Origin of the sequence: Streptosporangium sp. NPDC001681 (assembly GCF_040298085.1) — a bacterium.
GTDB lineage: Bacteria > Actinomycetota > Actinomycetes > Streptosporangiales > Streptosporangiaceae > Streptosporangium.
The window spans coordinates 35229-52982 of sequence record NZ_JBEOZN010000065.1 but is presented as its reverse complement, the minus strand read 5'-3'; the positions used below and the strand labels follow the sequence as shown (position 1 = coordinate 52982).

Here is a 17754-nt window from a genome sequence, read left to right as displayed (position 1 = left end):
GGAGGCTCGGGGATTTGAACCCCGGATGGGCGGTAAACCCAAACCGCATTAGCAGTGCGGCGCCATAGACCTGACTAGGCGAAGCCTCCTGGTAACCGTTCGGCTCAGGACAGAGTACCGGCCATCCGGCGAGGCGGCAAAGCGGTTGGTGATCACGTCGCGGGCAAGGGTTGGGCGAGAGTTGTCCACAGGCGGTGGATAACTTTCGCCGCCCCTGTGGACAAACCAGGGAGTCCCCAGCTGGGCTCGGCGGGAATCCTGTGGATTCCCGCTTTATGAGACGCTATATCTCAACAGGCGGACGCACTGAGGCCCCTCGCCGCCCGAAGGGACGGGAGGGGTCCCGAGTGGTGACGGAGATCAGGCGGCCGGGTTGGCCTCGCCCTCGATCTCAATCTTGATCTTCTTGCCGACCAGGACGCCGCCGGTCTCCAGCGCCTGGTTCCAGGTCAGGCCGAACTCCTCGCGGTCGATCTCGGTCGTGATCGAGAAGCCCCAGACGTCCTGGCCCCACGGGTTGGTACCGGCGCCGCCGTACTCGACGGTGAGCTCGACCGGCTTGGTGACATCGCGGATGGTGAGGTCGCCGACGAGGGTGAACTCGTCACCGGAGTGGCCGACGACACGGGTGCTGCGGAAGGTCAGCGTGGGGAACTTCTCGACGGAGAGGAAGTCGTCGCTGCGCAGGTGGCCGTCGCGGTCCGCGACGCCGGTGTTGATGCTTTCGGTCTTGATCGAGAGCTCCGCGGAGGAGTCCAGGGGGTTCTCGGCGATGGTGACGGTGCCGGAGAAGTCGCCGAAGTGACCGCGGACCTTGCTCACCATCATGTGCTTGACGACGAAGCCGATCCGGGTGTGGGCGACGTCCAGAGCGAAGGTTCCGGCGGCCGGGATCTGAAGGTTCTCCCAGGTCCGAGTGGTCATGCTGTGCTCCCGATGAGAAGGTTGCTGAGTAGATGATTGCAGCAACAGATTTCTACACGAGGAATATTCCTCTCGTCAACTACCTTCGGATAGAGTGTGAACGTGATCCCCTTTGATGACTCCCGGCTGACGGCGATGGGCCTCCTGGCAGAGGTCTACACCGGCATCTCGGCCAAGGCGCATGAGTCCTTTGCGGCCGCGGGGCTCTCAGAGATCGACTTTGAGACGTTGATCAGGTTGGCGCGCTCACCGGGGCGACGGCTGCGGATGAGCGACCTGGCGGCGCAGACGAGCCTGTCCACCAGCGGGATGACCCGGGTCGTCGACCGGCTGGAGCGCGAGGGACTGGCCATGAGGCAGGCGTGCGCCACCGACAGGCGGGCCTCCTACGCGGTCATCACCGAGGCCGGCGCCGACCGGCTCAGCGGCATCCTCCCCCGGCACCTGATCGACATCGACACCTGGTTCACCGGCCTGCTCTCTCCCGAGCAGCTCAGCGCCTTCCTCGACACCCTCAGAATCATTCGCGACGCCGTACGGCCGTGTGCCACCGCGGGAGCGGAAGCCGAGTCCGTCCCGTCTTGCCATGACTAGAACCGCGGGATTCTGCCCCTCACCGGGCAGGTTGCCCGAATCGGATGTCCCGGGAAAGGCTCCGGTCGACGTGCGGGAATACCGGTTCAGGAGCCGTTCCGCAGAACCTGCTGCAGCGAGGACTCGCAAGGAGAACGTGGCGAGACCCGCCTGACCGCGGTGGGCAAAAAGAGGCTAGACCCGATGCTCCAACTTCCGCGGTTCGGAGAGCGTGAGATCGCCGCGGAGCTTGGCCATCCCCCGGGAGACCGTGCTCTTGACGGTCCCGACGCTGATGCCCAAGGTCTTGGCGATCTCCGACTCGGTCATGTCCTCGTAGTAGCGCAGGACGACGGCGGTCCGCATCCGGGTGGGCAGCCGGTCGAGGGCCTGCTCGACCCGCTCGGGCAGGTGGGGGCCACCCGCGAGCATCGGCTCGGGAAGTTCCTCGGACGGATACTCCTCCAGCTTGCGCCGCCGCCACCAGGAGATGTTGATGTTGACCATCGTCCGGCGCACGTAGCGGTCCAGGGCGGCGTGGTCCTGGATGCGATCCCAGGCGAGGTAGGTCTTGACCAGTGCCACCTGCAGCAGGTCCTCGGCGTCGCTCGGATTCCCGGTGAGCTGGTAGGCGGCACGCAGTAACGCCTGGCCGCGAGCAACGACATACTCGCGGAACTCCTCGTCGGTCCCGCCGGCCACCGTGATCACCAGCCTGTGCTCCAGGTGCGTATGGTGGTCAGAATCGCAGCCCGAACCCATACTGCGGCTGAACCGAAATCTATGTTTCATCCCATCAACGGTAAAGATCGGCTTCGATGGGCGACGGAGCACGCAAGAGATACTAGATAGCGGTTTGTCATCGAGTGGACACCAATGCGTTCTACCGAGGAGGGGAACTGTAGTACCTGGTTGGAGACCTGCCGTGATTATTGGTGGAGCGGACAGCGGGATTCCGCGAAGCGTGTGACGCTGACTGCGACACCTCGCAGAACCTGGGGAGCGACGATGCCCTATCTCAGCGCCGATCGCCGCCGCGCGCTGGCGGCAGCCGCGCTTGGCCGGGCGGCGCAGGAGCCTGGCCCACTCCCCGTCGAAGGCGAGTCCTTCCACTCGGTCAGCGGTGCGATCCTCGACGTCAGCCCGCACCTGATCGTCATCGACACCCCGGACGGCCACGAGGAGCGGCTCGTCATCGCGCCGTGGGCGACCGCCTGGCGGGGCGAGGCCGTCACTCCGGCCGACCTTCCCGTGGGCTCCAATGTGATCATCAGAGCGCTGCGGGCCGGCCGGGTCGTGGACCGGATCTGGGCGGACATCACCAGGATCACCGGTGTGATCCAGTCGATCGACTCGGAGGGCAAGGACCACTCCGTGGAGCTGTACTGCGGACCGCACCGTGGGCGGCGCACGATCGTCATCCCCTACCGCGCCTCGGGGCGCCTGCGGGTCAGGCATCCGCAGTTCGAACCCGGCTACCTGTTCGACGCCATCGGGGTCCGCGAGGACGGCGTGGCACAGGCTCGACTGCCCGCGACCTCGCAGCCGCCCTACCGGTGGAGGGCCGTGCCGACGCCTCCGCCCGGCTACAGCGGCATGCAGTCGCGGATCTCGGGCACGGCCACCTGGTCGGACACCTTCGACTGCGGGGAGCAGGGGGTGGCCTACCCCATGTTGGAGCGGTCCGATACGGCGTGCGACGACGCCGGGGTGTCCTGCACCGGGCTGCCGTACCTGTCGCTGGGTTCGATGCTCAACGTACGCAACGTGTGCGCCGGGCGGACCTCGGTCCTGCCGATCGTGGCGTGCGGCTGTCTGGCCGGCCGGTTCTGCGACCGGTGCCTGGAGTGCGGCACCTCGCCTCGCGGCCGGATTCTGGAGCTGTCACCGAGTTCCTTCGTGGAGCTCGGTGGAGACCTGACCGCCGGATGCTTCAACGCCAGACTTGGAATGGGGTGACACGGATGCTGACGACGATCGCCGCCGAACAACTGCCGGTCCTGCTCCTGCTGCTGGTCGCAGGTACGGTCGCGAAGGTCTGGACCGTCGCGCGCGAGGCCGAGCCCGGCATGCTGAGCAGGCTGGGGCCTGCCGTGCTGGTGCCCGAACGCTGGCGTAAGCACATGATGCTGATCTGCGCGCTCGGCGAGCTGTTCCTGGCGTGCGGCCTGCTGGTGAGTGGCCAACCGTTCTTCCGGTGGGCGGTCGTCGCGTTCTTCGCGGTGTCCACCTATGTCCTGTGGGAACTGCGGCGCCGACGTCCGGACGCGGGGTGTGGATGCTTCGGCGAGGTCAGCGCGGTACCGGTGGGACGGCGATCGCTGGGCCGCACCATGGTGCTGACGGCAATGTCCGCGGGGCTGCTCCTGACTCCGGAGGTCTCCGGCTGGGAGGCGATCGCCGGCATGACGTGGACGCACCTGCCCTACATGATCGCCGGTCTGCTGGTGCTCGCCGCACTCTCGCCGGAGATCGAGGAGGCGGTCGCCAGGCTCCGCTACCGGGCCCCCTGTGAGCAGCGCCGCTTCGACCCGGCCACCGCGCTCGGCCGACTGCGGTCGAGCACGGTCTGGCGCTCGCACACCGGCCGGCTGACCAGCACGGAGCCGGTCGACAGCTGGCGGGAACTGTGCTGGCGGTTCTTCGTCTATCCGGGACAGAGCCACACGGGCGAGCCCGTCGACGTGGTCTTCGCGGTCTACCTGAGTGGACGCCATCCGGCGGTGCGGGTCGCCATGGTCGGCTCCGACGGGCGTCCGGTGGAGACCACGCCTCTTCCGGAATCTCTGCCGGTATCGGCCTGATGCTAGAGGGCACTAGATTCCTCTAGCCCTGTCCCCGGGGTCCGTTGCCCATCGTGGTCAGGCGGCCCCCGTGAGACACCACCTGACCGGACCTCGGCACAGCAAGATCCGCAGGGCAGCACGATTGAGCTCTATATGGCTATCTAGCTTCCCCACTAGAGAGCCATATAGAGAGCTAGGAGCTCCCTCACACTATATCGAACAAATGTTCGCTCAGACCGGTTGGGATCGCAGGAACTTTCCGAAGTGCGGCACGGTGAACGCGATCAGCCCTCGCTCCGCGCTGTAGATCAGGCCTTTCTTGATGAGGCTGTCGCGGGCCGGAGAGAGGCTCGACGGTTTACGGCCGAGCCCTTCGGCCACCTCGGCGGTGGCGACGGGCTCGTCACCGATGGCGGCCATGGCGTGCATGTAGTCGCGCTCGGCGGGAGTGGCCCGCTCGTAGCGGCTGCCGAAGAAGCCGACCGCGAGCTCCTCCTCGGCCTCCGGCGCGGAGACCCTGATGTCGTCGGCGGTGATCGGGCTGCGCAGCGCCAGGTCCCAGGCGACCTTGCCGTACGCCTGGACGAAGTAGGGGTAGCCGTCTGCCGCCACGTAGAGGGCGTCGAGGGCGTCCTGGGTGAACTCCACGCCCTCACTCTCCGCCGGGGCGATGAGCGCCAGGTCGGCCGCGTCGCGGTCAAGACGGTCGATCCTGGCATAGCGGAAGAGCCGCTCGGAGTAGCTCTTGCTGGCCGACAGCACGCTGGGTAGATGTGGCAGCCCCGCGCCCACCACGATCAGCGGGCCGCCGCTCTGGGAGAGCTCGTGACAGGCCGCACAGAGCGCCGAGACGTCGGGAGCCTGCACATCCTGCATCTCGTCGATGAACAGCGCGATGCCGACGCCCAGATCGGTGGCGACCCCGGCGGCGTCGACGAACAGCTCGGTGAGGTCGATCTCCAGATCCCCGGAGTCGGCGCGCCCCCGCCCCGCGGGCACGTCGATCGCGGGCGACCAGTGCGAGGTGCCCTTGGCCGCGGACGGGTCGCGCATCGCGAACGCCTTGAGCACGCCGAGGAACTCCTCGATGCGCTCGGGCGCCCGGTGCCTGGGGGCCAGCTCGCGGACCGCCATGTGCAGGGCGGCGGCCACCGGACGCCGGATCGACTGGTCGGGTCTGGCCTCGATCTTCCCGGTGCCCCACAGCCGCTGCATGGCCATCGACTTGAAGGTGTTGAGCAGGACGGTCTTACCGACACCGCGCAGCCCGGTGACCACCATGCTGCGCTCGGGGCGCCCTCGGGCCACCCGCTCAAGGACGATCTCGAACTGCTGTAGCTCACGGTCGCGACCGGCGAGCTCTGGGGGGCGCTGTCCGGCACCTGGAGCGTAGGGATTGCGCACGGGGTCCACGCTCTCGGACTTTATGACGGGATATAGCGGTCGGCTTAGATTTCCGTAGAAAGAGCTACGGCGTGTCGCACCGCGCTCCACCGGCACCCGAGGAAACGGAGCGTGTGTCGCGAGCATCGCCATGGCACACCCCTTCACCTGGGCGGACATCAGCCCGAACCCGTGTTCGATCCAGTGCCCATGACTGTAGCGCGGGTTCGAACACAGGCGCGATACGTTTCGATGAAAAGCCTTCCCAAGGAACCCGGGTTCCCGTACCAAGCCGCCACAAATCCGGGTGTAAGCCACGCGAGCGCCCCCGTCACGGGTATCCGGTCTCAGCGAACGGCCGACGGGCCCGACTCCCGCCAGGAGGCGCTCACCGCCCATGAGCGTTCAGTCGCGAACGGTCAGGCCCATCGAGCGCGCGGTGCCGGCGACGATCTTCTCGGCCTGGTCCAGGTCCGCGGTGTTGAGATCGGGCATCTTGCTCCTGGCGACCTCCCGCAGCTGCGCGCGGGTGATCGTGCCCGCCGCCTGATGCCCCGGGCGGGGGCTGCCGCCGTCCAGGCCGATCGTCCGGCGAATCAGCGAGGCCGTGGTGGGCATCTTGATCGCCAGTTCGAACGAGCGGTCCTCGAACACGGTGACGACGACGGGGATCACGAATCCCCGCCGATCCTGCGTGGCGGCGTTGTACCGGCGGCAGAACTCCATGAGGTTCAGCCCCAGCGGGCCGAGGTCCTTGCCCACCGCGGCGGGGCCGGCCTCACCGGCCGGAAGTTGGAGCTTGGCGATCCTGTTGACCTTCTTCTTCGACATGTCCGGCAAGCTAAAGTCTCCTGTAACTGGAGACTCAACGGAATAACGACCACATGAGCTACACGATCGGACAGCTCGCCAGACTCTCCGGTCTGCCGGTGAAAACGATCCGCTTCTACTCCGACATCGGGGTGCTTCCCGAACGCGGCCGCACCCGGAGCGGCTACCGCCTCTACAACGACGAGGACCGTGGCCGGCTGGAGCTCGTCAGGGCGCTACGCGAGATCGGCGTCGACCTGGCGACCATCAGGTCACTCGGCGACCGCGACCTGGGCGAGGTGCTCTCCCTGCATCTCCGTACGGTCGAGGCGCAGATCAGGTCACTGCAGCGGACCCGTGCGGTACTCAGGGCCACGCTGGAGCGGGACGAGGTGTCCGACGACGATCTGCGCCGGCTCAACGCCCTCGGGCGGCTCGGTGCGGCGGAAACGGCCGCACTGGTGAACGAGTTCGTCGACGAGGTCTCCGGTGAGAACCCCGCCAGGCAGAAGTGGCTCGCCGGCCTGCGCCCGGCCATGGTGCCCGACCTGCCCGACGACCCGGGTATCGAACAGCTCGACGCCTGGCTGGAGCTGACCGAACTGCTCTCCGACGACGACTTCCGCGCCTCCCTCCGCGAGATGGGCGGCGAGTTCTGGGAGAAGGCCGGCGAGCTCGATCCGACCACCTGGCACGAGGCCAACACCCTGATCGTGGAGAGAGCGCTGGCCGCGGTGCGCGACGGCGTGGCCCCCGAGTCGGAGGCCGCCGCACCCGTCGTGGCCGGGATCCTCGCGCTCATGGCCGACGCGCAGGGGCGCACCCCGGAGTCGGTCGTCCGGGACTACACCGAGCACGACCCGCGCGCCGAGCGATACTGGGAGCTGGTGTCCGTGGTCAACGGCACCCCCTGGCCGCCGGAGTCCGTGATCGCCCATGACTGGATCGCCGTCGCACTCGCCCGTCACCTCGGGTAATTGATCAATTACAATGAACTATTGTCGCTTTTGTCCGTTTCGATGGGAGGCAGCACGTGGCAAGTTCCAAATTCACGATCCGCACCCGGGCGGCGCTCGCGATGACCGTCGGCTGCCTGGCGGTCGCCTCCTGCGGCACGGCCATCTCCCAGCCCACATCGGCCCAGTCCACGTCGGCCTCGCGACCGACGTCGTCGGCTCCCGAGCCGACCGCCGCGACGACGACACCGACGACGACACCGGAGCCCGGCACCGCGACACCGACCCCGACAGGCCCGCCGAAGTTCTCCGCGAAGATCTCCCCTGTCACCCGCCGTCTGCTCGAACACTCCTGGCGGCCGGGCTGCCCGGTCCAGCTCAGCGACCTGCGGCTGATCACGATGACCTACTGGGGCTTCGACGACAAGCCGCACACCGGCGAGCTGGTGGTGAACAAGAGCGTGGCCGACGACATCGTCTCGATCTTCCGGCGCCTGTACGACTGGCGCTGGCCGATCAACAAGATGGAGCTCGTCGACGTCTACAAGGGCGACGACTTCGACTCGATCGAGGCCAACAACACCTCGGCCTTCAACTGCCGCCCGGCGACGGGATCGAGTAGCTGGTCCAAGCACGCCTACGGTCTGGCCATCGACATCAACCCGCGCGAGAACCCGTACGTTTCGTCGAACGGCTCGGTGGCGCACAGCAACGCCCGCAGGTTCGCCAAGCGCCCGGTGCAGGCCCCCGGCGTGATCAACCCGGGCGACCGGGTGGTCAAGGCCTTCCAGGCGAAGGGCTGGGAGTGGGGCGGCTACTGGTCAGGCATCAAGGACTACCAGCACTTCAGCAAGGGCGGCGGCTGAGGCCCGGGCCCTGGTTCGACGTCTCGTCCCCCCGTTCCCGCCGCCGTGATCGCCCGGCCGGTGCAGGTGGGGCCGCTCCGCCGGGTCTCCCCACGCTCGGGGGCCGTGTTGCCGATCGGGGTGTCGGACGGCGGGTGCTCCCCTCCCCGTTGATTCCACCATCCGTGCGGATCAGGCCCCGACGGCAACCCGGGGTAGAAGCCTGTCCAACAACTGCCCTACTCTGGGACGACGAGGGGAGTACTTCCCAAGAGCCGACCCGGTCAGTACGGACGTTTCATAATGTCCCCGGGCGGCCACCTGCTGCGTGCGGGTGAAGGAGACCTCGAACGGCCAAGCACGTTCGAGGAGGCTTCATGCCCACCGAGGCATTCCTGTCAGCAGTCAGTCTTGAAACGATCGGTTCGCCACAACTGTGGATCGTCACCGTGGCCGCCCTGCTGCTGCTGCTCGCCGTGGACTTCATGCTGACGCGGCGACCGCACGAGGTACGGATGCGCGAGGCGGTGGGCTGGTCGGTCTTCTACCTGGCACTGCCCCTGGCCTTCGGCGTCTACCTGTGGGGGGTCTTCGGGTCCGGTGTGGCGGTGGAGTTCTTCACCGGCTACGTGGTGGAGAAGTCCCTGTCGGTGGACAACCTGTTCGTGTTCATGCTGCTGCTGTCCGCCTTCGCGGTCCCGGTCGCCTTGGCCCAGCGGGTCCTGCTGTACGGCATCATCGGGGCGCTGGTACTGCGGGCGATCTTCATCGCCCTGGGGGCGGCCGTCCTGCAGAGCGGTACCTGGGCGTTCCTGCTGTTCGGCGGGATACTGATCGTCACCGCCGTGAAGATCATGAAGGACGCGCTGAGCGGGAAGGAGCAGCAGGTCGACATCTCCTCCATGCGCACGGTCCGGCTGCTACGGCGCTTCATGCCGGTCACCGACGACTATCGCGGTTCCCACCTGGTCGTTCGTGAGGGCGGCCGCCGCGCCCTGACCCCGCTGGCGCTGGCCATCGTGGCCGTCTTCGCCACCGACATCGTCTTCGCCGTCGACTCGGTGCCCGCGGTGTACGGCGTGACCGAGGACCCCTACCTCGTCTTCGCCACCAACGCCTTCGCCCTCCTGGGCCTTCGCGCGCTCTACTTCGTCCTCCTGGGCGTCCTGGCGAAACTGCGGCATCTGAACCACGGACTCGGCATCATCCTGGCCTTCATCGGGATCAAGCTCGTCCTGCACTGGGCGCACGGCGTCTGGACATGGGTCCCGGAAATCCCCACTCCGGTCTCGCTGGGGGTCATCGTCGCGGTCCTGGCCACCGTCACGGCCACAAGCCTGTACGCCAACCGCCTCGACGCGAGGGTCGCCTCCGCACCCGCCGAACGCGGGTAGCCGGGCGAAACAGGCTCGGGCGCGACGACACCCGGGCGAGGAGACGACCACGGGGCCGCGCGGCGGACGTCCGGGCCTGACCGGTCATCGGCCGGCCAGGCTCAGCCGTACGCGGGCGAGACGCGGGGCTGGAGCAGATCCCAGCGGTTGCCGTACAGGTCCCGAAAGGCGGCGACCGTGCCGTAGGGCTCGTGCCGTGGGGCCTCCTCGAAGGTGACGCCCGCCGACAGCATCCGCTCGTGGTCGCGGGCGAAGTCGTCCGTGTGGAGGAACAGGCCGACCCTGCCGCCGGTCTGGTCGCCGACGCGGGCCTCCTGCTCGGGGCCGTCGGCGCGCGCGAGCAGGAGCGCCGTCTCCCGCGCGCCTCGCGGGCGGACGGTCACCCAGCGTCCGCCCTCACCCCGGGGCGTGTCCTCCAGGAGCTCGAAGCCGAGGACATCGACGTAGAAGGCGATGGCCTCGTCATAGTCACGCACGACGAGCGTGGTGAGCCCGAGGTGCGGCTTCCCGAGCGGTCCTGCCCTTTCCTGGAGCCATACCGGCCCTCCTGTGCGGGCGGTCTCCTGAAGATCGGTGATCGTCAGGACGACCCGGATGGCCAGGAGGCCCGCGGCGATCGGCAGCGCGATGCCGACGATCAGGGCGAGGTCTGCCAGACCGCTTTCCAGGCCGCTTTCCACGCCCTCCATGTCCGTCCCCGCCAGCCCCACGGACGCCAGCGTCGCGTACGGCCACAGCACCCACGTCAGCCACCATGCCCAGACCAGACCCGAGCGGCGGACCCTGAAGAGGTCGCTCCCCGGTCGCAGGCCACCTGGCCGGGAAGTGGCCAGAATGTCGTCGACGATCCCCTTGGGAGCGAACAGGTTGACGATGGGGAGGATCCAGCCGAGCACCAGGTACGGCGCGGCGTACACGTGAAAGACCCCTGGAGAGATCGCGTACGAGTTGGCGCGAGCACGGAACAGCCAGCATACGAAGGCGATTCCCGCCAGCAGGCAGAGCATCGGAAAAAGAAGGACGACCGGGGAGAGGAGGAGCGTGTACAGGGCCTCCCACTCGTAGACCAGTCGCCAGAGCCGGTCCCCCTCGTAGAGGATCCGCAGCCCCGACAGGCCCACGGACACGATGGAGACCAGCGCGATCAGGGTGATGGCAACGGTCGCGAACGTACGAATCGGGCGCAACGGGCGAATGTGCACGGAGAACGCGCTCGACTTCATGCGGGTCCTTTAACGAGGGGAAAGATACGCGCAAGTATGGCTGATCTGATATAGCCGATATAGAGGTATTTCTGGCCGTCAGCGGAAGGCTTCTCCGCTTCCCCGAGGTGCGCCGCGGTCTCTCACCCGCGAGCGTTGGTCCGCGACAGGTCGCCGGGAGCATGGGCGGGAAGGTCGACCCGGTCCGGTGCCGCCGGACCGGGCTGATGCATCATTGGTCCATGGCGGCCAGGGATGGGGACGGTTGGGCCCAGTGTGAGCGCGGGCACCGGCACTGGGGCGTGTACGGGGCGGCCGGGCTGCTCGCCGTCCACCACGACGCCACCGGGAAGCCGTACATCCTGATGCAGAAGCGCTCCGTCTGGAGCCACCACGGTGGCACCTGGGGACTGCCGGGCGGTGCCCGCGACAGTCACGAGGACACCGTCACGACCGCCCTGCGCGAGGCGTTCGAGGAGGCCACGCTGGACGGCACCGGCCTGCGGATCCAGGGTGTCTACCTCGACGACCACGGCGGCTGGTCCTTCGAGACGGTGATCACCGAGGCCGCGGAGCTGCTGAGGGCGGTTCCGGGCAACAGTGAGAGCGCCGACCTGCGCTGGCTTCCCGCCGAGGAGGTCACCGCCAAGAAACTTCACCCCGGCTTCGCCGAGACCTGGCCGGTGATCGGTCTCGCGCTCGCCCCCTCCCTCGTCGTCCTCGACATCGCCAACATCGTGGGCGCCCGCGCCGAGCACGGCTGGTGGAGGGACCGCGCCGGTGCGGCGGCCAGGCTGCTCACCGAGGTCGGCACGCACGCCGCCGGTGGACTGTGGACCGCGCCCGGCCAGATCCCGACCCTGGCGCGCTGGTTCCCCCGGGTGACCGCGGTCGTCGAGGGAGCCGCCCGCGACGCCCCTCCGGTGTCCGGCGTCTCCGTGATCGCCGCCCCCGGAAGTGGGGACGACGCCGTCGTCCAGGCCGTAAGGGACGCCCGCCCGTGGGAGCGCGTCCTGGTCGTCACCGCCGACCGGGGACTGCGCGAGCGGGTCACGGAACTGGGCGCCGAGGTCGTCGGCCCCCGGTGGTTGCTCTCCCAGTTGTGACGTTTCACGTGGAACATCCTCAAGGCTCGGGGTCTGGGGCGGCCTGTGGTTTCAGGTCGCGGGTGGCCCGGTGGAACAGCCAGTAGCTCGCCGCGGCGACGACGAGGAAGAACAGGCGGGCGGGCTGGGGTATGTCCAGAATGAGCAGGCCGTCGCTGAGCGAGTGGAGCAGGGCCGCCGTCATGAAGGCGGCGATGATGGGGATGGTGACGACGGCACGGCCTCTGACCTGCCAGGCCCCGAAGGCCACCGCGCACACCAGGCCGGTCCAGACGAGGTGGCTGAAGGGGGTGCTGAGGCCGCGTAGCAGGAGAATCGTGCCCGCGCCGACGGCACCGCCGTGGTTGGCGACGCTCTTCCAGGCGTAGGCCATCGACTCCATGATCGTGAATCCGGTCGCACAGGACAGGCCGAGCGCGACTCCCGCGGCCTTGGTGAGGTGGCGCCCGGTTAGGGCGACCGCGAGAGGTGGGACGAGCTTCGCGGGTTCCTCGATCCAGCCGACCCGCAGGATCGAGGTGCTGTTCTTCTGGGAGATGAAAAGCGAGTCGAAATAACCGCCGAGCAGCAGGGCGACGCCCCCGCCGAACAGGAACATCCCCATCAGCGTCATGGCCGGCACGCTGGTGGCGATGTGGATACGGTCGTGGATGGCGAGCAGGAGCGCGATGGGCCCGGCTGCGGCCCCGTAGAAGAAGGCTGCGGGCATGACCGCCTGATTGCCGGCCGTCTGCATCATGGCGATGAGCGAGAAGGACAGAACAATCATGGCGATCCACGCCTTGAACCATCGATGCCGGTAGAAGCGCAAACGGTCTCGCATAATGATTAATTCCCCGATACACCTGCCCCAAATTCGGGCGAATTGTCCATATTTATCTAAATATCGACTCCGCCACAATGACCACACCCACAATCATGAACACCACGGGCACCAGCCACCTGCCCGACCGCTCCACCAGCTTGATGATCTTCCTGTGCGACCCGAGCCAGGAGGCCACCACGCACCAGACCGCGACAAGCAGTGCGAACACAGCCACCGTGACGGCGCTGGATGCCGGACCGATCGTGCGGAACAGCGGGGTGTAGACGGAGATGTTGTCGGCCCCGTTGGCGACGGTCACCCCCGCGATCGAGAGCAGGCCGGAGGCGACCCGCGACGCCTCACCATCACCACCCCTTCCTGCTCTGACCAGCCCCCACACCCCCATGCCGAACGGCACCAGGCCGAGCAGCCCCACCCAGCGGTCCGGCAGCACCGCGAGCCCGAGGGCCACCGCGGCCGAGACGGCCACCAGGGCGGCGATGCCCGCCTACTGACCGGCGACGATCTGCCATGGGCGCGGAACGCCACCCGCCCGGGATGCCAGGAACAGCACGGTCAACAGGATGATGTCGTCCACATTGGTGCCGGCGAAGACGGCGACGGCCGTACCGATCGCTTGAATCACGGGCGCGTTATGTCCCCTTCTTCGCAATGCGCGCGGCGACCGTGGCCAGCCGCGAGCTACGGGCATTATGATCACGTTCATCCACTCTTGTCGGCCCTCCGGAGACCGCACGTGGGCTATCCGCCTCCGCCGCAGTACGGCCAGCCGCCGCGGGGCGAGACGGGGCGCGGGCTGACCGTGCTGGTCGTCATGGCCCTCGGTGTGGTCATCGGGGCCGTCATCACCGTGTTCATGGTGCTCAATCCGCCCTCCTCGCCACCGGTCGCGGCTCCGACGCCCGATGCCGAGCACTCGGAGGCCTCGGTCCGCCAGGCCGCCCAGCCGGCGCTCGACGCGTACAGCAGCGGCTCCTACGGTGATTTCTGGGACCTGTGGACCACCGGGGCGCAGGGGTTGATCACCCGGGAGGAGTACGTGAGGCTGTTCGGCCTCTGCCCGCCGCTCGTGGCGAACTCTCCGTTCACCGTCGCCGAGGTCGCGATCACCGGCGACACCGCCATGGTTCAGGCCAGCCGGCTCGGCGACACGACGGAGTTCGGCTTCGTCTTCGAGAGCGACTCGTGGCGGTACGAGCCGTCGCCCGAGGAGCGGTCGGAGTACCAGAAGCCGGTCGACCAGATAGCCGAGCAACGGCGGGCCGCGGGATTCTGCGGCACCGTCACCCCCACCTCAGGCCCGTCCGATCCCGCCACCGGCCCCTCCGACCCGGCTTCCGCCCCCTCCGATCCCGTTCCCGGCTCGTCCGATCCCGCGCCAAGTTCGTCCGCTTCCCCCCGGCTATCAGGTTTCCTTGAATAATGAATTTTGGACCTGCACATATGCGCATGTGTGGATACGCTCGGTTGTGTAGGGATACGCGTGGCCCTGGGGATGCCCGAGGCCGGTGATCTCCCCACCAGGGCTGAGACGCGACCTCGGGGGGCGGAAAGGCAGGTGACGCGGATGACAACCGGCACCCGACCGGGAATCCCGCTCGTACCCGCCATCGAAGTCATCCAGAAGTGCTGCCATAATCCGCAATTCACAGCTACTGTCGAACTTATGGCCCACTCCATGCCGGCAAGGCAAGACGGCACAGGATCGGAAAAACCATCAGCGAATGATCACGATGGCGCCAGACATGAATCGGATTCGGTTCCGCTCTGGCTGGCACATCTTCAGCTTAGAGAAGGACAGAAGACCATCAGCGCATCAGCTCCCGAAACCTCTATCACTATAGAGCTGGATAAAGCGGATTATGAGGCACTCTCTCGTAAGGCGCGGCTGACCGGAAACCGCGTCGTCGACGTGATCCACACGGCGGTCCAGCGAGAGATCGGCAACAAACCCCACGTGATCACCCTGATGCACCGCTGGAACCTGCACCGAGAAGACCTCAACATGGCGGCCGAATCCCTCGGGGTCGACCAGCTCTCCGAGGCGGAGTGGGGCCAGATCGGCATTCGCCCGTTCAGGAGGCGTTGAGCCGTGCTTCCCGGTCGAGTGCTCGACGTGAGCGCACTGGTCGACATCGCGGTGGCGAAGACCGAATACTCCAGAAGCATCGCCGCCATGTGCCTTTTCCGTGGCGGTGGGATATGCGTCCCGGCGACCAGCCTCGCGGCGGTCCTGTCCATCTCCCCGATCTCGACCCAGGTGGAGCTGTTCGAACTCGTCACGACCCCCGGCGTGAAGATCGATGACTTCACACACGGGAAGGTCGGAGACATCGCGGAGATCCTCGACGGATCGCGCGACATCACGGCCGGACACGTCATCTGGTGTGCCCGCGCCACCCGATGGCCCATCCTCACGGACCGCGGGGCCGAGCTCGTCCAGTACGACCAGAACCTCGAAATCGATCCGCTGCCGTAGCCCCCGGAGCGGGAGCGCCGTCCCGGGCAGGCCGCCATAACCATCCGGTTGAAACCGATGCCAAATATCATTGTGCGCGCGATCGATTTTCGGAGCCGGGGCTTTCACACTGGGAGGGTGACGTTCCAGACGAGGCGCATCAAGCTCGACATTCCCGACGGACCGGAATACGACCAGGTACGCGATATGCACGGTCACTCGGTCACGGTGTTCGCGTCCACGGAGATCAACGGTGAACGCTCCCTGAAAATCGGCAGCCGAACGTTGCGGCTGAGGAAGGTGGGCGTGGACGAGGACGGCGAGGAGCCGATGGACATCTACCGGGCCGAGTCCATTTCGGACCCCTCGTACTGAGGACCCCTCGCGCCGAGCATCCGTCGCGCCGAGCGCACCCGCTCGCGCTCGGCGCGGGCGCCCATGCGCCCGCCCGTCGATCACACCCCGGACCCACGGATCCGTAACGGGGATGCCGGCGATTCGGCTGGGACCTCACCCGTCCCGGCCCGCCGACCTGTTCGGGTCGGCCACCTGACCCGAGGCCCTCGACGCCCTCGAAAGGTCCAGGCTCGGCGAACCACCTGTCCGCCAGGTCCGCGGGACCGAGCGCACCGGCCCGGTGGCTCCCAACCAATCCACGAGGACACGGACGCCTTCCCGGGCCGACCTGGAAGATCTCCGGCGCCGGAGGATTAGGAAATCATCACGTTTTCAGGATTCTGCCCTGATCCTCCCTTGCTCGGTTGCGTGAATATCCGCCTTGCGGTGCTTCCTAAGGGAGTACTTTTCGACAGAGACGTTGCCACAACTGCCCGGTATGGCAGGCCGGATATCAAACCCCCAAGTGAGGTAGCGATGCTGTCTTCCTTTGACCCGGAATATGCCCCCGTTGGTGATGTAGGGACCGCGCTGCTCTACGTCGACTCGCTTCTCACCCGTATCCGCGAGGGCGTCTCTCAGGCCGATCCCAAGCAGCGAGAGCTGATCGACGAGTTCTTCGGATCCTTCTCCAGCAAAGACGCCAGTGACGTGCTCGACGGTGCCTGCACGCTCGTCTACCTGTACATGGAGTGGCTGCGCCAGGCCCACGAGGAGCAGGACCGTGACGTGGTCGAATCCGTGGTTCCCTACGTCATCGGCAGCATGCGCAAGATGACGGTAAGCGTCAGACCCGAGGCCATCCCCGCCATGGCGGGCATGCTGACCGCCAGCGCCATCGGCCTGAGCCCGACGCTCTGGCGCAAGCAGTACGGGCCCTGGACCGAAGCCGAGATGAACGCTCTGGAAGCGACCCTCGTCCTGCTGGCCGACTACATCAACCATCTAACCAATGACGAAACCACGGCAATTCGCATGATCGCCGACATTATGGAATCCATGGAGCAAGCGGACGATATGGGATAAATCTTTTATGTGTGGTTCCACTGAACGCGGATCGGCGCCGATGGCCGTCAGATGAGCCGACCAGGGGCGCCCTTCTCACGCCCGTTCATGGCAGGACCCGCAGGTGACCTTCATCCGGACTGTTCCGGACCGTCCAGATGGAGAAAGAGCTCGTGCGCCGAATCGATGCTCGCACGCAACGCCTGCTCCAGTTCGTCGGCCTCCCCCGTGAGATGTCCGATCTCCGGCATGCTCAGAGCGTCGGCACCGGACTCGGCGAGCAGTTCCTCATAACGGGGCAGCCGCTCCACCAGCGCCTCGATCTGGTCGCGGGCCCGGTAGGCACGTTCGGCGTCGGCGACGTGAGCCGCGTACCGTTCGAGCGCCTCCACCTTCGCGATGACGGCGCCCTCGCTGCCGGCGAGCGCTCGCTCCAGCGGTTTCACAGCGGCTGCCACCTCCCGGGTGACCCCGCCACGCATGAGATCGCGATGCTCTCCACGGAGGGAGGAGAGCTTGGCCAGTAGGCGCGCGATCTCCCATTCCTGCGGCGGCAGCATGACGGCGTTCCGCGCGACGTCGAGCAGTCCCTCGGTGTTGACCCGCGATCGCAGGACGGAACCGACCGCCGCCCGTGTCCGGGCGAGCAGGCGCCTCGCGTCGGCGTCGAAGTCGTCGAAGAGGAAATAGGAATCCCGGTGGCGGTGCGCGAGACCGTACAGTTCCCGCTCCGGAGTAACGCTCTCCTCGGCCTCCCCCGCGGCCCTGATCGCGGCGGAAAGAAACCACACGAGCACGATGAACAGCGGGATTCCGGCCATGGCTCCCCATCCAAAGGAAAGCGCCACCAAAAGGCCGACCGCGGCAAGCATGCCGCCAACGGCCAGGGGGGCCGCGGATTTTTTCTGTGGTTCTTCCGGTGGCCTCCAACCTGCTCGTATGCGCGCCAGCAGCGATGGATTCGCACGGAGCAGACCCGCGATCTCCGGGGACAGGCCGGGATCGACCACCACACCGAACCGCTCTCTTCCCAAACCCTCCAGATCATCACCTCTTTTTGATGATCATTCTAGGGGAAGCCCCGTCGTAT

The 17754-nt window shown here is 67.1% G+C and carries 21 protein-coding genes and 1 tRNA gene; 12 read left to right on the top strand and 10 right to left on the bottom strand.

The window, feature by feature from the left end; all coding sequences use genetic code 11:
- A tRNA-Ser gene (locus ABT130_RS27150) sits at positions 1 to 89 on the bottom strand.
- A gap of 271 nt (positions 90 to 360) precedes the next feature.
- Complete coding sequence (locus tag ABT130_RS27145; RefSeq protein WP_350914098.1) at positions 361 to 924, bottom strand: YceI family protein; 564 nt, start codon at positions 922 to 924, stop codon at positions 361 to 363.
- Positions 925 to 1026: 102 nt separating this feature from the next.
- On the opposite strand from ABT130_RS27145, the gene ABT130_RS27140 reads away from it, so the two are divergent.
- A complete protein-coding gene (locus ABT130_RS27140) occupies positions 1027 to 1518 on the top strand; it encodes a MarR family winged helix-turn-helix transcriptional regulator (protein WP_350959833.1) in 492 nt (163 codons plus the stop codon).
- A gap of 174 nt (positions 1519 to 1692) precedes the next feature.
- Here the strand turns inward: ABT130_RS27140 and ABT130_RS27135 are convergent, their stop codons facing one another.
- The gene (locus ABT130_RS27135; protein WP_451935712.1) at positions 1693 to 2208 is read right to left on the bottom strand and encodes a SigE family RNA polymerase sigma factor; all 516 of its coding nucleotides are present in this window, start codon (positions 2206 to 2208) and stop codon (positions 1693 to 1695) included.
- A gap of 297 nt (positions 2209 to 2505) precedes the next feature.
- On the opposite strand from ABT130_RS27135, the gene ABT130_RS27130 reads away from it, so the two are divergent.
- Both ABT130_RS27130 and ABT130_RS27125 read left to right on the top strand, forming a co-directional pair.
- A complete protein-coding gene (locus ABT130_RS27130) occupies positions 2506 to 3456 on the top strand; it encodes a hypothetical protein (RefSeq protein ID WP_350914093.1) in 951 nt (316 codons plus the stop codon).
- A gap of 5 nt (positions 3457 to 3461) precedes the next feature.
- The gene (locus tag ABT130_RS27125; protein WP_350914091.1) at positions 3462 to 4301 is read left to right on the top strand and encodes a MauE/DoxX family redox-associated membrane protein; all 840 of its coding nucleotides are present in this window, start codon (positions 3462 to 3464) and stop codon (positions 4299 to 4301) included.
- 213 nt (positions 4302 to 4514) lie between these two features.
- Here ABT130_RS27125 and ABT130_RS27120 read toward each other — a convergent pair whose 3' ends face one another.
- On the bottom strand, positions 4515 to 5687 hold the full coding sequence (locus ABT130_RS27120) for a DUF8462 domain-containing protein (protein WP_245651820.1): 1173 nt from the start codon (positions 5685 to 5687) through the stop codon (positions 4515 to 4517).
- A 384-nt stretch (positions 5688 to 6071) separates the two neighbouring features.
- The gene (gene rplK, locus ABT130_RS27115; RefSeq protein ID WP_350914089.1) at positions 6072 to 6497 is read right to left on the bottom strand and encodes a 50S ribosomal protein L11; all 426 of its coding nucleotides are present in this window, start codon (positions 6495 to 6497) and stop codon (positions 6072 to 6074) included.
- A 53-nt stretch (positions 6498 to 6550) separates the two neighbouring features.
- Here rplK and ABT130_RS27110 point away from each other — a divergent pair, with 53 nt between their 5' ends.
- From ABT130_RS27110 to ABT130_RS27100, 3 genes are all read left to right on the top strand, one after another.
- Positions 6551 to 7453: a MerR family transcriptional regulator gene (locus ABT130_RS27110; RefSeq protein WP_350959831.1), complete on the top strand. Its 903-nt coding sequence runs from the start codon at positions 6551 to 6553 to the stop codon at positions 7451 to 7453.
- Between the two features lie 56 nt (positions 7454 to 7509).
- A complete protein-coding gene (locus ABT130_RS27105) occupies positions 7510 to 8298 on the top strand; it encodes a M15 family metallopeptidase (RefSeq protein ID WP_350959828.1) in 789 nt (262 codons plus the stop codon).
- A 356-nt stretch (positions 8299 to 8654) separates the two neighbouring features.
- The gene (locus tag ABT130_RS27100) at positions 8655 to 9671 is read left to right on the top strand and encodes a TerC/Alx family metal homeostasis membrane protein (RefSeq protein ID WP_350959825.1); all 1017 of its coding nucleotides are present in this window, start codon (positions 8655 to 8657) and stop codon (positions 9669 to 9671) included.
- Between the two features lie 101 nt (positions 9672 to 9772).
- Here ABT130_RS27100 and ABT130_RS47820 read toward each other — a convergent pair whose 3' ends face one another.
- Positions 9773 to 10894, bottom strand: a complete 1122-nt coding sequence (locus tag ABT130_RS47820; RefSeq protein ID WP_451935475.1) for a DUF4328 domain-containing protein — start codon at positions 10892 to 10894, stop codon at positions 9773 to 9775.
- A 221-nt stretch (positions 10895 to 11115) separates the two neighbouring features.
- Between ABT130_RS47820 and ABT130_RS27085 the strand changes: the two genes are divergently transcribed.
- Positions 11116 to 11979, top strand: coding sequence for an NUDIX hydrolase (locus ABT130_RS27085; RefSeq protein ID WP_350959823.1), 864 nt, complete (start codon positions 11116 to 11118; stop codon positions 11977 to 11979).
- Between the two features lie 19 nt (positions 11980 to 11998).
- Here ABT130_RS27085 and ABT130_RS27080 read toward each other — a convergent pair whose 3' ends face one another.
- From ABT130_RS27080 to ABT130_RS27070, 3 genes are read right to left on the bottom strand one after another with little or no spacing between them, the layout of a single operon-like run.
- A complete protein-coding gene (locus ABT130_RS27080) occupies positions 11999 to 12802 on the bottom strand; it encodes a PrsW family glutamic-type intramembrane protease (RefSeq protein ID WP_350914077.1) in 804 nt (267 codons plus the stop codon).
- 52 nt (positions 12803 to 12854) lie between these two features.
- A complete protein-coding gene (locus tag ABT130_RS27075) occupies positions 12855 to 13277 on the bottom strand; it encodes a cadmium resistance transporter (RefSeq protein ID WP_350959844.1) in 423 nt (140 codons plus the stop codon).
- A gap of 15 nt (positions 13278 to 13292) precedes the next feature.
- Positions 13293 to 13430, bottom strand: coding sequence for a hypothetical protein (locus ABT130_RS27070; RefSeq protein ID WP_350959820.1), 138 nt, complete (start codon positions 13428 to 13430; stop codon positions 13293 to 13295).
- A gap of 111 nt (positions 13431 to 13541) precedes the next feature.
- Between ABT130_RS27070 and ABT130_RS27065 the strand changes: the two genes are divergently transcribed.
- The 5 genes from ABT130_RS27065 (at position 13542) to ABT130_RS27045 (ending at position 16685) form a co-directional block, all read left to right on the top strand.
- A complete protein-coding gene (locus ABT130_RS27065) occupies positions 13542 to 14228 on the top strand; it encodes a hypothetical protein (RefSeq protein WP_350959817.1) in 687 nt (228 codons plus the stop codon).
- A gap of 144 nt (positions 14229 to 14372) precedes the next feature.
- The gene (locus ABT130_RS27060) at positions 14373 to 14894 is read left to right on the top strand and encodes a hypothetical protein (RefSeq protein ID WP_350959815.1); all 522 of its coding nucleotides are present in this window, start codon (positions 14373 to 14375) and stop codon (positions 14892 to 14894) included.
- Positions 14895 to 14897: 3 nt separating this feature from the next.
- Positions 14898 to 15284, top strand: coding sequence for a hypothetical protein (locus ABT130_RS27055; protein ID WP_326646349.1), 387 nt, complete (start codon positions 14898 to 14900; stop codon positions 15282 to 15284).
- 117 nt (positions 15285 to 15401) lie between these two features.
- The gene (locus tag ABT130_RS27050) at positions 15402 to 15638 is read left to right on the top strand and encodes a hypothetical protein (RefSeq protein ID WP_030921016.1); all 237 of its coding nucleotides are present in this window, start codon (positions 15402 to 15404) and stop codon (positions 15636 to 15638) included.
- Positions 15639 to 16136: 498 nt separating this feature from the next.
- Positions 16137 to 16685 carry a hypothetical protein gene (locus ABT130_RS27045; protein ID WP_350914070.1) on the top strand — a complete coding sequence of 183 codons (549 nt, stop codon included), beginning with the start codon at positions 16137 to 16139 and terminating at the stop codon, positions 16683 to 16685.
- Between the two features lie 110 nt (positions 16686 to 16795).
- Here ABT130_RS27045 and ABT130_RS27040 read toward each other — a convergent pair whose 3' ends face one another.
- Positions 16796 to 17485: a hypothetical protein gene (locus tag ABT130_RS27040; protein ID WP_350914068.1), complete on the bottom strand. Its 690-nt coding sequence runs from the start codon at positions 17483 to 17485 to the stop codon at positions 16796 to 16798.
- Between the last annotated feature and the right edge of the window lie 269 nt (positions 17486 to 17754).